At 63.9% G+C, this 15,202-nt stretch carries 11 protein-coding genes and 1 pseudogene; 8 read left to right on the top strand and 4 right to left on the bottom strand.

The annotated features are described in order from the left end of the window. Positions 1-113 precede the first annotated feature (113 nt). Positions 114-1,286 carry a YbfB/YjiJ family MFS transporter gene (locus P6U23_RS02645; protein ID WP_407178056.1) on the bottom strand — a complete coding sequence of 391 codons (1,173 nt, stop codon included), beginning with the start codon at positions 1,284-1,286 and terminating at the stop codon, positions 114-116. Positions 1,287-1,370: 84 nt separating this feature from the next. Between P6U23_RS02645 and P6U23_RS02640 the strand changes: the two genes are divergently transcribed. The 6 genes from P6U23_RS02640 to P6U23_RS02615 all read left to right on the top strand — a co-directional run bounded on the left by P6U23_RS02640 (position 1,371) and on the right by P6U23_RS02615 (position 8,392). After that, the gene (locus P6U23_RS02640; RefSeq protein ID WP_407178055.1) at positions 1,371-2,246 is read left to right on the top strand and encodes a LysR substrate-binding domain-containing protein; all 876 of its coding nucleotides are present in this window, start codon (positions 1,371-1,373) and stop codon (positions 2,244-2,246) included. 333 nt (positions 2,247-2,579) lie between these two features. Next, complete coding sequence (locus P6U23_RS02635; RefSeq protein WP_407178054.1) at positions 2,580-4,178, top strand: ABC transporter substrate-binding protein; 1,599 nt, start codon at positions 2,580-2,582, stop codon at positions 4,176-4,178. Positions 4,179-4,425: 247 nt separating this feature from the next. Then, positions 4,426-5,373 carry an ABC transporter permease gene (locus P6U23_RS02630; RefSeq protein WP_407178053.1) on the top strand — a complete coding sequence of 316 codons (948 nt, stop codon included), beginning with the start codon at positions 4,426-4,428 and terminating at the stop codon, positions 5,371-5,373. Positions 5,374-5,490: 117 nt separating this feature from the next. Beyond that, positions 5,491-6,384, top strand: coding sequence for an ABC transporter permease (locus tag P6U23_RS02625; RefSeq protein WP_407178052.1), 894 nt, complete (start codon positions 5,491-5,493; stop codon positions 6,382-6,384). Beyond that, a complete protein-coding gene (locus P6U23_RS02620; protein WP_407178051.1) occupies positions 6,384-7,394 on the top strand; it encodes an ABC transporter ATP-binding protein in 1,011 nt (336 codons plus the stop codon). Before P6U23_RS02625 ends, P6U23_RS02620 begins: the two co-directional genes overlap by 1 nt. Further along, on the top strand, positions 7,391-8,392 hold the full coding sequence (locus P6U23_RS02615) for an ABC transporter ATP-binding protein (RefSeq protein WP_407178050.1): 1,002 nt from the start codon (positions 7,391-7,393) through the stop codon (positions 8,390-8,392). Before P6U23_RS02620 ends, P6U23_RS02615 begins: the two co-directional genes overlap by 4 nt. Before the next feature lie 123 nt (positions 8,393-8,515). Here the strand turns inward: P6U23_RS02615 and P6U23_RS02610 are convergent, their stop codons facing one another. Together P6U23_RS02610 and P6U23_RS02605 are read right to left on the bottom strand one after the other, a co-directional pair. After that, on the bottom strand, positions 8,516-9,352 hold the full coding sequence (locus P6U23_RS02610; protein ID WP_407178049.1) for a helix-turn-helix domain-containing protein: 837 nt from the start codon (positions 9,350-9,352) through the stop codon (positions 8,516-8,518). Between the two features lie 206 nt (positions 9,353-9,558). Then, a pseudogene (locus tag P6U23_RS02605) lies at positions 9,559-10,214 on the bottom strand (glutathione S-transferase family protein). A 314-nt stretch (positions 10,215-10,528) separates the two neighbouring features. Between P6U23_RS02605 and P6U23_RS02600 the strand changes: the two are divergent. Then, complete coding sequence (locus tag P6U23_RS02600) at positions 10,529-11,752, top strand: ABC transporter substrate-binding protein (protein WP_407178048.1); 1,224 nt, start codon at positions 10,529-10,531, stop codon at positions 11,750-11,752. A gap of 155 nt (positions 11,753-11,907) precedes the next feature. Here P6U23_RS02600 and P6U23_RS02595 read toward each other — a convergent pair whose 3' ends face one another. Continuing rightward, positions 11,908-12,672 (bottom strand): multiprotein-bridging factor 1 family protein, encoded by a 765-nt coding sequence (locus P6U23_RS02595; protein ID WP_407181760.1) that lies wholly within the window; start codon positions 12,670-12,672, stop codon positions 11,908-11,910. 187 nt (positions 12,673-12,859) lie between these two features. Between P6U23_RS02595 and P6U23_RS02590 the strand changes: the two genes are divergently transcribed. Then, positions 12,860-15,130 carry a marine proteobacterial sortase target protein gene (locus P6U23_RS02590; protein WP_407178047.1) on the top strand — a complete coding sequence of 757 codons (2,271 nt, stop codon included), beginning with the start codon at positions 12,860-12,862 and terminating at the stop codon, positions 15,128-15,130. Positions 15,131-15,202: the final 72 nt, after the last annotated feature.

Here is a 15,202-nt window from a genome sequence, read left to right as displayed (position 1 = left end):
AGGACGCCGTCATTCCGGGGCCGCCCGACAGGGCGGAACCCGGAATCTCGCGCCACAACCTCTAGATTCCGGGTTCGCTCGCGATGCGAACGCCCCGGAATGACATCCGCGGCTCACGCCTTCGCGTCACCGCTCGGCCGGCCAAGGAACAACAGCCCGACATTTCCCAGGATCAGCATGGCCGCCGCGATCACGCTGGCCCAGGCAAAGGCATGATCCGATCGGCCGAACAGGCTCACCGTCAAAGGACCCGCGATCTGGCCGGCGCCGAACGCCGCGGTCATGACGCCGACCGCAAGCGAGGCCGGTGCGCCGCCAAGCCGCAAGGCTTCCTTGATGCCGGCCATGGTTATGACGACAAACGTGCCGCCGACGCAGACGGCCGAGATCAAAAGGGTCGAGAGGTTCAGCCACAGCGCGGGCGCCAGCACGCCGGCGGCGAGCACCCATTTCGCCCGGACCCATAATTGTCGCGGCGCGAGCCCACGAAACAGCCAGGCACTGACGATCGTCGAAACCGCGGCGGCCAGACCGAACACCGGCCAGATCAAGCCAAACATCGCGGGATCATCGACATAACCGCGCGCCAAGGCCGGCAGGAACGTCGCCGGGATGATGTAGCCGAAGCCGAAGGTGGCGTAGCAGGCCGCGGCAACAAGCGCCCGACGCGGCAGCGCCGGACGTTGCTCTGCAGCGGGGCGCGATAGAGCCGCAATATCGGCACCAAGCTTCCGCCACAGCAGGCCCGCGAGCACAAGCGCGACCACGCCGAGCGCGATCCAGGTCGCGCGCGAGCCCCACGCATCGAGGCCGGCCGCGAGACCGAACAGGCCGGCAAAGGCGATGCCGATCCCGACGCCGGAGAAAACGTGACCGGACCATTCCTCCCGGCGGTGGCGCGCGAGAATCGGCATCGCCCAGGCGGACGTGCCGACCAGCACGAAGGCGCTGGCGATACCGGCCAGAAATCGCAAGGCAAGCCACACCGGCTCGGAGTCGCAAAGCCCCATCGCGAGCGTGAACAGGCCGACGCACAAGAGACCCCAACGGATGGCGAAGGCGGGTGCGGGCGTCAGCACAATGCAAATGAGCGCACCGATGAGATAGCCGACATAATTGCCCGTGGCGAGCCAACCGCCCGCGGTCAGCGTCAGCCCCGCGTCCTGCTGCATCAGGGGCAGAATCGGCGTCAGCGAGAAGCGCCCGATGCCCATGGCGCTGGCCAGCGCCACGAGCCCGATCAGGGCGGCGGCCGCGGCGGAAGGCTCGAGCTTTTTTCCAGTCATGCCCCTCGATTAGCGCACGCATATATTCTATGATATTGAAAATTCTAACCAAACTTGTTTGTGAAAATAGAATATGGAGCCGTGATGAACTTCGCCGACCTGCAAGTGTTCAAGAGCGTCGTCGAGGAGGGCGGCGTGATCCGGGCTGCCAGCAAGCTGCACCGCGTACCCTCCGCCGTCACCACGCGGATCAAGCAGCTCGAGGCGTCCATGGGCGTGAAGCTGTTTCATCGCGACAAGCAGCGGCTGCACCTCTCGCCCGCCGGCGAGTTGCTGCTGGACTATGCCGACCGGCTGATCCGCCTCTCGGATGAGGCGCGCGACGTCGTCTCCGGAACGAAGCCGCGCGGCGTGCTCAGGCTGGGCGCGCTGGAAAGCACGACGGCAAGCCGGCTGCCGCCGATCCTTGCCGGCTTTCACGCCCGCTACAAGGACGTGCGGCTCGAGCTCATCACCGGCACGAATGATGCCCTGTTGAAGCAGCTCGCGGAGCGGCAGCTCGATGCGGCCTTCATCGCGGAATCCCCGCCGACGAAGGCGTTCGAACATCTTCCGGTCTTTGCCGAGCGGCTGACGCTGATTTCCAGCCTGGATCACCCGCCGATCAGGCGCGCAAGCGACGTCGAGGGGGCCTCCCTGATCGCGTTTCCGGAAGGTTGCGCCTACCGGCGCGTGCTGCAACGCTGGCTCGGTCGTGACAGTCTTGTGACCTTCCGCGTGCTGGAATTGTCATCCTATCATGCCATCATCGCCTGCGTGACGGCCGGCGCCGGCATCGCGCTGATGCCGGAATCGGTGCTTGACGTCATCCCGCAGGCCAAGGTGCAGCGGCATGCGATCCCCAAAGCGCAGGCCCAGATCACGACGCCGTTGGTCTGGCGCCGCGGCGAGATTTCCCCCTCGGTGCTCGCATTGCGCACGCTGCTTGCCTCGATGCCTCAGCAAAAGCGTGCGGCCTGATGTCGGAGATGGAAGCGGCCGGGGCGTAGCCGATAGGGCTCCGGGGAACCCGGCACCTATCAAAAAGAACGCATAAAGAAAATGACACCGCCATGAGCGCGGGTGATGTCGCTGCACGATGCACTGCGGGATAATCGCATTGCACATCGTGGAAGACGATTACGCGTCCGGCGGGACCAATGCACGTTGGCTCAGTGTGACCTGGACGCATCTGCATTCATCCAAATTGCCGATGTGACCTCACGCCTCACCCGGTTGCCTATGCAGGCGGCGCTGGCTATCGTCGCGGCCTCATCGGCCTGCCAAAAAGGCTGAGAGTTCAGGGAGGAATGCATGCGGAGCGTCTGCACGCTGGCCGTCACGGCGGCTTTGTCCTTGTTGGCGATGACGGCAGGCGTGCATGCGCAGGAGCCGAAGCAAGGCGGTATCCTGCGGATCTACCATCGCGACAGCCCCGGCAGCGCCTCCATCCATGAGGGCGCGACCTATTCGGTCAACGTCCCGTTCATGCCGGTCTTCAACAATCTCGTCATCTACAAGCAGGACGTACCGCAGAACAGCATGGACTCCATCGTTCCTGACCTCGCCGAAAGCTGGGCATGGAGCGCGGACAACAAGACGCTCACCTTCAAATTGCGGCAGGGCGTCAAATGGCATGACGGCAAGCCCTTCACCTCGGCCGACGTCAAATGCACCTTCGACATGCTGATGGGCAAGTCGCCGCAGAAATTCCGTCAGAACCCGCGCAAGGCCTGGTACGAGCAGGTCAACGATGTCACCACCAACGGCGACTATGAGGCCTCCTTCCACCTCAAACGGCCGCAACCCTCGTTGCTGGCGTTGCTCGCCTCCGGCTACACGCCGATCTATCCCTGCCATGTATCGCCGGCGGAAATGCGCACGCACCCGATCGGCACCGGGCCGTTCAAATTCGTCGAATTCAAAGCCAATGAGTCGATCAAGCTGACGCGCAACCCGGATTATTGGAAGAAGGGCCTGCCGCATCTCGACGGCATCGAGTTCACCATCATCCCCAACCGCTCGACCGCGATCCTCGCCTTCGTTGCCGGCAAATTCGACATGACCTTCCCGACGGAGGTATCGATCCCGCTGCTCAAGGACGTCAAGTCGCAGGCGCCGAACGCGGTCTGCAAGGTCGAGCCCAACAACGTCTCGACCAACATCATCGTCAACTCGACCAGCCCGCCCTTCGATAATCCCGATATTCGCCGCGCGCTGGCGCTGGCGCTGGACCGCAAGGCGTTCATCGACATCCTGTTCGAGGGCCAGGGCGACGTCGGCGGTTCCATGCTGCCGGCCCCGGCCGGCCTGTGGTCGATGCCGAAGGACATGATGGAGCAGATCCCGGGCTACGGGCCCGACATCAACGCCAACCGCGAAGAGGCGCGCAAGCTGATGCAGAAGGCCGGCTACGGCCCGGACAAGCATCTCGCGGTCAGGGTTTCCACCCGCAACATTCCGGTCTATCGCGATCCTGCGGTGATCCTGATCGACCAGCTCAAGAGCATCTACATCGACGGCGAACTCGACGTGGTCGAGACCGCCAACTGGTTCCCGAAGATCGCGCGCAAGGATTACGCGCTGGGACTGAACCTCACCGGCAACGCCGTCGACGATCCCGACCAGTCCTTCTACGAAAACTATTCCTGCGGCTCCGAGCGCAACTACACCAATTACTGCAACAAGGATATCGAGAAGCTGTTCGACGTGCAGTCGCAGGAGACCGACATCAACAAGCGCAAGAAGCTGGTCTGGGAGATCGACAAGAAGCTGCAGGAGGACGTGGCACGGCCGATCATCTTTTACGCCCGCACCGGCACCTGCTGGCAGCCTTATGTCAAGGGCGTCACCGTGATGGTGAACAGTTCCTACAACGGCTACCGCTACGAGGACGTGTGGCTGGATAAGTGAGCGGCGGCAGGCAAAGGCACAGAGCATGACGAGCCGATTGCCGCAACGCGCGCGCCATCGCAGTCATCCTGAGGTGCGAGCGAAGCGAGCCTCGAAGGATGCACGGCCCCGCTGCAGCAGCCGGGCCGTCGCCCTTCGAGACGACCGCTTCGCGGCCTCCTCAGGATGACGGATCAAGATCGGAGCTGATTTGAAACAGGAAGCCACCCTCCCCGCCGCCGCCATCGGTCAACAGGAGTAGGCCCAATTGTTCGCTTACATCGTGCGACGCCTTGCGTTGATGCTCGTGACCCTGCTCGGGATATCGATCGTCATCTTCTTCCTGCTGCGGATCGTTCCCGGCAACATCGTGGACATCCTGTTCGCCGCGGCCGGCTATGTCGATCCCTCCGACAAGGTCGAGCTGGAGCGTCAGCTCGGCGTCGACCAGCCGTTGATCCTGCAATATCTGCACTGGATCGGCGGGCTGCTGCATGGCGACCTCGGCTATTCCTACGTCTCCGAAAAGCCCGCGCTGGACGAAATCCTGCCACGGATTCCGATCACCGCGCGCCTCGCAGGGATGGCGCTGTTGTTTTCGGCGTCCGTCGGCATTCCGCTCGGTGTGATCAGCGCGGTGAAGCAGGGGTCGCGGCTCGACTACGTCTTGCGCGTGGTCAGCCTGAGCGGATTGTCGCTGCCCTCGTTCTGGCTAGGGCTCCTGATCCTCACCGCATCGGTCGCAATGTTCGGCGACATCCCGATCTTCAACCCCAACCCCAAGACCTGGGGTGAGCTGTTCGCGACCTATTGCATCCCGGCCATGGCCGTCGGCTTCCGCAGTTCGGCCCTGACCATGCGCATCACCCGTTCCTCGATGCTGGAGGTGTTGCGGCAGGACTATATCCGCACCGCGCGCGCCAAGGGTGCCTCCGATGCTTCCGTCAATTTCCATCATGCGTTGAAGAATGCGATCCTGCCCGTGATCACCGTGGTCGGCATCGAGGCGGCATTCCTGATCGGCGGGCTCATCGTCACCGAGACGGTGTTCAACATTCCCGGCGTCGCCCGCTTCCTGGTCGAGGCGATCCGCTGGCGCGACTATCCGATCGTGCAGAATCTCGTGATGTTCATCGCCGTCGTGGTCGTGTTGGCAAACTTCACGGTCGACATGCTCTACGCCGTGTTCGACCCGCGCATCCGCTATTCGGACTGAAGGGATGAATTCGGCCAGATCAGACCGTTCGCGAACTCGGTCCACCTCTCCCCAGTGGGCAGAGGTGAATCGAGCACGCCAGTTCAACCTGATCTCATCCTAACCTAGGAGTTTTGCTTGGCTGCGATCGACTTCGAAAGCGAACTCCGACGCGCCGGCGCACGCGTGACCGGGAGCTGGGGCAAGCTCGCCTTTCTGGCACGGCGCCATTTGCTCGGCGCGGTCGGCCTCGCGATCATGGCGCTGTTCGTGCTGACCGCACTCTTTGCCGACCTGATCGGCCGCTATGATCCGCTCACGGTGGATGCCGCGCATGCGCTGGCGCGCCCGAGCTGGCAGCACTGGATGGGCACCGATTCCTTCGGCCGCGACGTCTGGAGCCGCATCATTCACGGCTCGCGCATTTCGCTTGCGGTCGGCCTCGGCTCGACCGCGCTCGGCGCAACCTTTGGCGTGATCATCGGGCTTGCTTCGGGTTATCTCTCGGGCTCGGTCGACCTGGTGTTCCAGCGCGTGACCGACATCTTGCAGGCGCTGCCGCTGCTGGTGCTGGCGCTGGTGATGACGGCGGCGCTCGGACCTTCGCTGCCCAACGTCATTATCGCAATCGCGATCCCGCTGGTGCCGATCGTCGCCCGCGTGATCCGCGCCAACACGCTGGCGCTGCGCGAGCAGCCCTTTGTGGAAGCCGCAAAATCGATCGGCATGAGCGAGATGCGGATTGCGTTGCGCCACGTGCTGCCCAACACGCTGGCGCCGCTGATCGTGCTCGCGACCGCCCAGCTCGGCTCGACCATCTTGACCGAGGCCTCGCTCTCCTTCCTCGGCCTCGGTATTCCCGAGCCGTATCCATCCTGGGGCCGCATGCTCTCGGAATCCGCGGCCGAATATGTGCGCGTCGCGCCGTGGCTCGTGATCTTCCCGGGCATCGCGATCAGCCTTGCCGTGTTCAGCACCAATCTGTTCGGCGATGCGCTACGCGACATTCTCGATCCGAGGCAGCGCGGCTGATGAGCAAAGCGACGCACGACATTGTGTTAGACGTGAAGAACCTGCAAACGGTGTTCTTCACCAATTCTGGCCTGTTCCAGGCCGTCGATCATGTCTCCTTCAGCGTCCGGCGCGGCGAGACGCTGGCGATCGTTGGCGAATCCGGCTGCGGCAAGAGCGTCAGCGCACTGTCGATCATGCGACTGGTGCCCAACCCGCCCGGCCGGATCGTCGGCGGCGAAGTGCTGCTCGAAGGCACCGACCTGCTGGCGCTGGACGAGGCCGAGATGCGGGATATCAGGGGCAACCGCATCTCCATGATCTTTCAGGAGCCGATGACCTCGCTCAACCCGGTGATGCGGATCGGCGACCAGATCACCGAAGCGGTGCGGCTGCACCGGAGCATGACCGCCAAAGCCGCCTGGGAGCAGGCCGTCGAGATGTTGCGCCTGGTCCGCATTCCCGAACCCGCGCGGCGCGCGCAGGAATATCCGCACCAGCTCTCCGGCGGCATGCGCCAGCGCGCCATGATCGCCATGGCGCTGGCTTGCCGCCCGGCGCTCCTGATCGCCGACGAGCCGACCACCGCCCTCGACGTCACCATTCAGGCCCAGATTCTGGCGCTCATTCTCGATCTGCAACGAGAACTCGGCATGGGGCTGATCCTGATCACGCATGACCTCGGCGTGGTGGCGCAGACCGCGCAGCGCGTGATCGTGATGTATGCCGGCAAGAAGGTCGAGGAGGCCGATGTCGACACCCTGTTCGCCAATCCGCGGCATCCCTATACGCGTGGCCTGATGGCTTCGATCCCGGCACTGCCGATGCCAGGGGCCAAGCCGGCGGCGCGGCTTGCGGAAATCCCCGGCACGGTGCCGTCGCTGGTGCGCTTGCCGCCGGGCTGCGCCTTTGCGCCGCGCTGTCCGCTGGCGATCGAGCGTTGCCGCGGCGAGTACCCGCCGCTGGAGAATTTCGGCGGCCACCATTGGGCGGCCTGCTGGCGCGCCGGGGAAATGGCGGTGGCATCATGAGCGATCAGCGCCCGCTGCTCGAGGTCTCCGACCTCATCAAACATTACCCGGTGCGCGCCGGCGTGCTGCGCCGCGCCGTCGGCACGGTGCATGCGGTCGATGGCGTCAGCTTCTCGCTCGCGCGCGGCGAGACGCTGGGACTGGTCGGCGAGTCCGGCTGCGGCAAATCGACGGTCGCGCGCAGCGTGCTGCGCCTGGTCGAGCCGACCAGCGGTCAGATCCGCATCGACGGGACCGATATCAGCGCTCTCAGCAAGGCCGCGCTGCGCCCGTTCCGGCGCTCGATGCAGATCGTGTTTCAGGACCCGTTCGCCTCGCTCAACCCGCGCATGACCGCGGGCGACATCGTCGGCGAGCCATTGCAGGTGCATGGCCTGGCGACGGGCAAGGAAAAACAGGAGCGCGTGGCGAAACTGTTTCAGCAGGTGGGCTTGAGGCCCGACCAGATGCGAAACTATCCGCACCAATTTTCCGGCGGCCAGCGCCAGCGCATCTGCATCGCGCGCGCGCTTGCGCTGCAGCCGCGGCTGATCGTCTGCGACGAGCCCGTCTCCGCGCTCGACGTCTCGATCCAGGCACAGGTGATCAACCTCTTGATCGACCTGCAGCGCGACCACGGCTTCTCGTACCTCTTTATTGCGCATGATCTCGCGGTCGTCTCGCACATCAGCCACCGCGTGGCGGTGATGTATCTCGGCCGCATCGTCGAGATCGCCGACAAGGCCGAGCTGTTCCAAAATCCCCGTCATCCCTACACCCAGGGGCTGCTGGCCTCAGTGCCGCTTGCCAATCCCAAGATGAAGCGGCTGACGCCATTGGTCGACGGCGACGTGCCAAGCCCGGTCAATCCACCTCCAGGCTGCGCCTTCCACACCCGCTGCCGCTACGCGATGGAGCGCTGCAAGGTCGAGCGCCCGGCCTTGCGCGATGCATCACCGGGACATCAGGTGGCGTGCTTGCTGAATGAGGGTACGGGGCGGGCGCTCGCGCTGCCGTAGGGTGGGCAAAGCGCAAGCGTGCCCACCACTGTGATGCCGAGGCTTGGTGGGCACGGCGCGTAACGCGCCTTTGCCCACCCTACAAATCCGGGTTCTCGGCTTCCACGTCGATGCCGCATCCGATCACGGCATAGCCGGCAAATTGGCTTCTTGCGTCCGTGCGCTGTCGACAGCTTCGACGCGGCCGCTGCGATAGATCGCAAGATCCCGCGAGCCCCGGAAGATCGCGCGCGGCTTCAAGCCGTAGAAGCGGCGGATCGAATGGCTGAAATGCGTCGAATCCGGATAGCCGATGTCCTGCGCCAGATGCGCGAGATTGAGATCCTGGTTGGCGAAGTGCAGCAGATGCCGCGCGCGTTTCCAGGCGCGGAAGGAGCGGAAGGAGATGCCGGTCTGCTCCTTGAACAGATGCAGGAAACGCGAGGTCGAGAGACCGGCTTCGCTCGCGCATCTCGCTGCCGTGACCGGCTCGCCCGAGAACCGGACCATTTGAGCCATCGCCCCGGCGACGCGCGGATCGATCATGCGGCGTGGCAAGGCTTCGCCAAAGCACATGCGATCGAAGGCGGTGCTCGTGATATCCTCACGGCAGGTGCGGCTGTGCAGTTCGTCATAGGCCGCGCGAATGCGGCCGATGAAAAGCTCGCGCTTTTCGCCCAACAGGCGCGCCGTCAGTTCGTCGAGGGAGCCAGGACGGACGCTTTCCGGCTCGACGGTCACGGAAATTACGGAACGGTGGTCGCTGCTGACCGTGTGACGGACATTCGGCATAACCGCCAGCAATTCGCCGTGGGCCTCGCGGCCTTCCGCGGTCGACAGCCGCAGCCCGCCCTCTATCGCAACATAGACGTGGAATGCGCCGGAACAGCGCGCCCGGGGCCGACCCAAAAGGCCGGCATAGAACACGCGCTCGGGAGTGATCAGCATCAAATGACCGGATGCGTGGCCCTTCTCGTCCATCAGCAGCTCCTCCTCGCGCGGCTCTTTGCGGCCGTTGCGGTTGCCAGCAAGATAACGCAAATTCGGGCGATGTCACCGGCCGATAGATTAACCACACGACGTCCTTCCCGGGCGATGCGCAAGCATCGAACCGGGAATCTGGACGTTGTGGCGCAAGATTCCGGGTCCGGCGCTGACGCGCCATGGCGGAATGACGGGGCTATACATCACAGCCGCAAACGCGGCGCGACATTCTGCTCTACCCCGGCCCGGCGTTCAGCCTCGCGGGCTCGCTCGTAGCTGTCGCGCTGCTGCAGCCTCGCCCAATAGGCCGCGACATTCGGCCCGAAATCCCCTGACAGACCGATGCTGTCGGCGAGCCGCAGAGCATAGCCGATCACGATATCGGCGGCGGTGAAGCGGCCGGCGCACAGTGTCTCCGCGTTCGCGGTCGCAGCCTCAACGGCACGCAGCCGACCCAGGAACCACTTGGCGTAGTCAGTCGCGACCTGCGGACTGCGCCGCTCCTCCGGTTCGAGCCGGCTGTAGCGCAGCACCAGCGTCTGCGGAAAGGTCAGCGTGGCGTCACTGAAATACATCCAGTTCAAGAACGTCCCATAGGCCGGGTCGTCGACGCCGACGATCAAGGGCGTCGGCCCATATTTGGTGCCGAGATAGTGGCAGATGCCGGAGGACTCCGTCATCTTGAGGTCGCCGTCGATCATCAGCGGAATGGTGCCGAGCGGATTGAGCGCGAGATAACTTTCGCCAGCACCCGCGGCGGAAACGGCAGCATTTTCAGCTCATACGCAAGACCCATCTCTTCCAGCATCCAGAGCGGGCGGAACGAGCGCGCGCCGTCGCAGTGATAAAGGGTGATCATTGGATCTTCCTGTTGCTTCCTCACTATTCCCGATTGCTTGTAACTCAGACCCGATTGCGATGCTTCGCATCACCTCAGCCCAGTCTATTCCGTGCTGCGGAATGATCCAACGGCACGAACCGCTCAGCCAGGTCAACGCAAGACAGGTTACCGCAAAGCCTCCCCAACCTGCGCGCCTATGGCACCACGCCAAAGGTCCTGCTGGCGCGCTGCGCCCAGGTTCGGCAAGCTGCGTCACAAGGCGGTGCAAGACCGCCGGTTTTCGAACCCTGCCTATCAATCTTCAACAGCCAAGAAAGTCTAGGGAACGCTCGATGAACAACAAGAGATTGCCGTTACTTGTCGCAGCAGCCACCTTCACACTGCTCGCTATCCCAAGCGCCTTCGCGCAAAAGAAATACGACACCGGCGTCACCGACGCCGAAATCAGGATCGGCAATGTCGAGGCCTATAGTGGACCGGCTTCCGCCTATGGCATCATCGGCAAGACCGAAGACGCCTATTTCAAGATGGTGAACGACAATGGCGGCGTGAACGGCCGCAAGATCAACTTCATCTCCTATGACGACGGCTACAGCCCGCCGAAAACCGTGGAGCAGGTGCGCAAGCTGATCGAAAGCGACGAGGTGTTCCTGGTGTTCAACGCGCTGGGCACGCCGACCCAGACGGCCGTGCAGAAATATCAGAACACCAAGAAGGTGCCGCAGCTCTTCGTCGCCACCGGCGCCAGCAAATGGGATGAGCCGAAAAACTTTCCCTGGACCATGGGCTTCCAACCGAGCTACCGGGCCGAGGCGCGGATCTTCGCCAAATATATTCTGAAGGAGAAGCCCGATGCCAAGATCGCGGTGTTCTACCAGAACGACGATTTCGGCAAGGACTATCTCGCGGGGCTGAAGGACGTCCTGGGCGAGAAGGCATCGACCCTGATCATCGCCGAAGAGAGCTATGAGACGACCGAGCCTTCGATCGATTCCCACATCGTGAAACTGAAGGGCACAGGCGCCGACGTCCTCGTCGACATCACCACGCCGAAGTTCGCGGCCCAGGCGATCAAGAAAGCGGCCGAACTGCAGTGGAAGCCGATGCATCTCTTGACCGACGTTTCCATCTCCATTGGTGCCGTGATGAAGCCCGCCGGACTGGAGGCGTCGGAAGGCGTGTTGTCGGCGGGTTATCTGAAGGATGCGTCCGACCCGCAATGGAAGGACGATGAAGGCATGAAAAAGTTCATGGCCTTTGCCGAGAAATACATGCCGGGCGCCAATCTCGCCGACCTCAATCTGGCCTACGGCTATGCCGCGGCGCAGACGATGGTGCAGGTGTTAAAGCAGTGCGGCGACGAGCTGACGCGCGAGAACGTGATGAAGCAGGCGGCGAGCCTGAAGGACTTCGCGGCTGAGACCCTGATCCCCGGCATCAAGGTCAACACCAGCCCGACCGACTTCGCGCCGATCGAGCAGCTCAAGATGATGCGCTTCACCAACGGCAAATGGGACCTGTTCGGCGACGTCATCAGCGCCGAGACGGGACGGTAGACAAACTCTGCTGTCGTCCCGGCCGCAGAGCCGGGACCCATAACCACAGGCTTGCGTTGTCGCGATGATCGTCGACCAAGTGGGCCTCCGGAAAGATTCCGCGGTATGGGTCCCGGCTTTCGCCGGGACGACAGTGTGCTTGTGGAGGCTAGGCGCTACCCCGGCAGAAACAACGCGAACGGCTCTTCCGTCGTGCGCCGCAGATGCTGGCGATAAAGCGCGTAGTTCGCATCGCTTGACGAAATCCGCCCCACGCTCGGGTTCGCGACGTTCTTGATCGGCAGGAACGCAATGGGCGCGGCGATCGGTGTCAGCAGCGAGCCGCGCCCGGCCAGCAGGGTCGTGATGATGCCGTACATCTCACCGGAGATGGTCGGCCGCGACACCGTGATCAGGCGGTGCTGCCCGTTGCGGTTGGTGACGAGATAGATGAAGCCGGACTGGTTCGGCACCGCCACCTCGCCCCATTGGGTATAGGCTGCATCCTGCCTTTCACCTTCGCGAAAGATCAGCGACGTCGCCTTGGCGTCCCAGGCGATCTCGGTGCGATAGGCATAGATCGCCTCCTTGTCGCCAAAGGAGGGTCGAAGAGTGATGTAGGTGCCCTCAAGCCAGGCCACCGCCCGGCGCGAATAGGCGCCAAGGCTATCGGGCGCGATATCGCCGTTGACGAGCGGCGCGACCGGTGCGCTGTCCGGCGCCTTGCGCAAGGCGACGCCGAGCGCCTGCTCCAGCCGCACCGTCGTTGCCAGCGTGAACGGACGCCGCCCGCCCAGCGCTTTCTCCAGCGTCGACAGGCTGAGCTTCGCCTGCTCGGCCAGCGCCTGCCGCGACATCCGCCGCCGCGCGATCTCCTCGCGAATGAGTTCTGCGATCTGCCGGCTCTGCTCGGCGGAAAGCTGGTTGTCCGGCTCCGACATCATAACCCCTGTCCGATTCCTTCCAATTCTAGCAGACGCACAATTCGGCACAAAACCGGACAAGACCGCCTCCGAGGCGGCGCGACCGGACGGGCGGCGGCCGAACATTGCCGATCATTCTGCTCGCGCCAAGGCAAGCCATTCCGCAGAAATCCCGACCGGAAGAGCAATTTCGGGAGCAATCCAGATGATCACCTGCAATGAGATCGAGACCGATAGCCATTCAATCCTGTCGAGAATAGTCACAATCCTGCTGTTCCTGCTGGCGCAGCTCGTGGCCACCCTGCTGATCGGATCGGTGGCGCTCGCGGTCAGTTTCGAGCCGGTCTGGTCGGCCGAGGCCCAGCCCGCGGCATTCATCAAGCCAAGCGATGCCCGCGCCGGCTCGCTGCTGCTGAAGAACGACGATGGCTATGCCGACGCGACGCGGCTTGGCATCGATGTCGATATCACGGTGTCCGGGCCGACCATCCGCGCCCGTGTCACCCAGCTCTTCCGTAATCCGACGCAACAATGGGTGGAGGCGACCTACGTCTATCCCCTGCCGGATGGCGGCGCCGTGGATACGCTCAAGATGGTGGTCGGCGACCGCGTGATCGTCGGCGACATCAAGGAGCGGCAGCAGGCCCGCGTCATCTATGAGCAGGCCAAGCAAAACGGCCAGAAGGCCGCGCTGACCGAGCAGGAGCGGCCGAACATCTTCACCAATTCGCTCGCCAATATCGGCCCCGGCCAGACCGTGCTGGTGCAGATCGAATATCAGGAGCCGGTGCATCAATCCGGCAACGAGTTCTCGCTGCGCGTGCCTCTGGTCGTCGCGCCGCGCTACAATCCGGCGCCGGTGGTGCAAACCGCCGACCTGCGCGCGGACGGCAGCGGCTGGGGCGCGACAAAATCCGATCCCGTTCCTGACCGTGACCGCATCTCGCCGCAGGTAGCGGATCCTGAAGAGAACGCGCCGGCCAACCCGACCAGCATCACCGTGCGTCTGCAAGCCGGCTTTCCCTTGGGCGAGGTGAAGAGCCATCACCATCAGGTTCAGATCGAGAGTCCTGACGAGACGACGCGGGTTATCCACCTCGCCAACGGCCCGGTGCCTGCCGATCGCGATTTCGAATTGACCTGGAAAGCGGCCGCCGAACAGGCGCCGTCGGTCGGGCTGTTTCGCGAGCATGTCGGCAGTGCCGACTATCTCCTGGCCTTCGTGACGCCGCCGTCCGCTGCGCAAGTCGAGCAGAAGCAGCTCGCCCGCGAGGTGATCTTCGTGATCGACAATTCCGGCTCGATGGGCGGCACCTCCATCGTTCAGGCCAAAGCCAGCCTCGTTTACGCGCTCGGCCGGCTACGTCCCAATGACCGCTTCAACGTGATCCGCTTCGACGACACCATGGATGTGCTGTTCCCCTCTTCCGTACCAGCCGACAACCGGCACCTCGACACCGCCTTGTCGTTCGTCAACGGCTTGCAGGCACGCGGCGGCACCGAAATGGTGCCGGCGATGCGCGCGGCACTGACCGACAATGCTGGGCTCGATGGCGATGATGTCCGTCAGGTCGTGTTCCTGACCGACGGCGCGATCGGCAATGAGCAGCAATTGTTCGACACCATCGCCGCCATGCGGGGCCGCTCGCGGGTGTTCATGGTCGGCATCGGCTCGGCGCCGAACACGTTCCTGATGACGCGCGCCGCCGAACTCGGCCGCGGTGCCTTCACCCATATCGGCTCGGTCGATCAGGTCGAGGAGCGGATGCGCGGTCTGTTCGCCAAGCTGGAAAATCCCGTCGTCACCGGCCTCGCCGCGACATTTTCGAATGCGGCGGCCGACATCACGCCCGCGGCCCTTCCGGACCTCTATCGCGACGAGCCACTGGTGCTGGCGGCGAAGCTCGACAGGCTCGCGGGGTCGATCGAGATCAAGGGCCGGATCGGCGACCGGCCGTGGATGGTGACGCTGCCGCTTGCGAATGCCGCCGAAGGCAAAGGCATTTCGAAGCTCTGGGCACGCCGCAAGATCAGCGATGCCGAAGTCGCGCGCACCATGCGGCAGATGTCGCCCGAGGAAGCCGACAAGGCCATCCTGGCGCTCGCGCTGGAGCATCGGCTGGTCTCCCGGCTCACCAGCCTGGTTGCGATCGACAAGACGCCGAGCCGCCCTGTGGGCGAGCCGCTGAAACTGACGGAGCTGCCGCTCAACCTTCCCGCGGGCTGGGATTTCGAGAAGGTGTTCGGCGAGCGCGCACGTCTGCCAGTGCAGCCGACCGAGCGTCGCGCCGATGCCGAGGCCGCGAAGACGCAGCTTGCACTGCTCAAACGGCCAGCGGTCGTGCCCGCGCCGAGCACCATCACCTTGCCGAAGACGGCGACCGATGCGGAAGCGAAGATGATGGCGGGCAGCATCCTGCTCGCGCTCGGCCTGATCCTCTTGGCGGTCAACCGGCGTCAACGGTTTGCGCGTTGACGCCGTGATCGAGAGCGAAAGACCCCAAGCTCCGCTCTCGAGGCGCGCGCGGCTACCCGTCCCACCAGGCCG

The organism is Bradyrhizobium sp. STM 3562 (assembly GCF_045571435.1).
In the GTDB taxonomy this organism is placed as follows: domain Bacteria; phylum Pseudomonadota; class Alphaproteobacteria; order Rhizobiales; family Xanthobacteraceae; genus Bradyrhizobium.
This window is presented reverse-complemented; position numbering and strand designations above follow the sequence as displayed.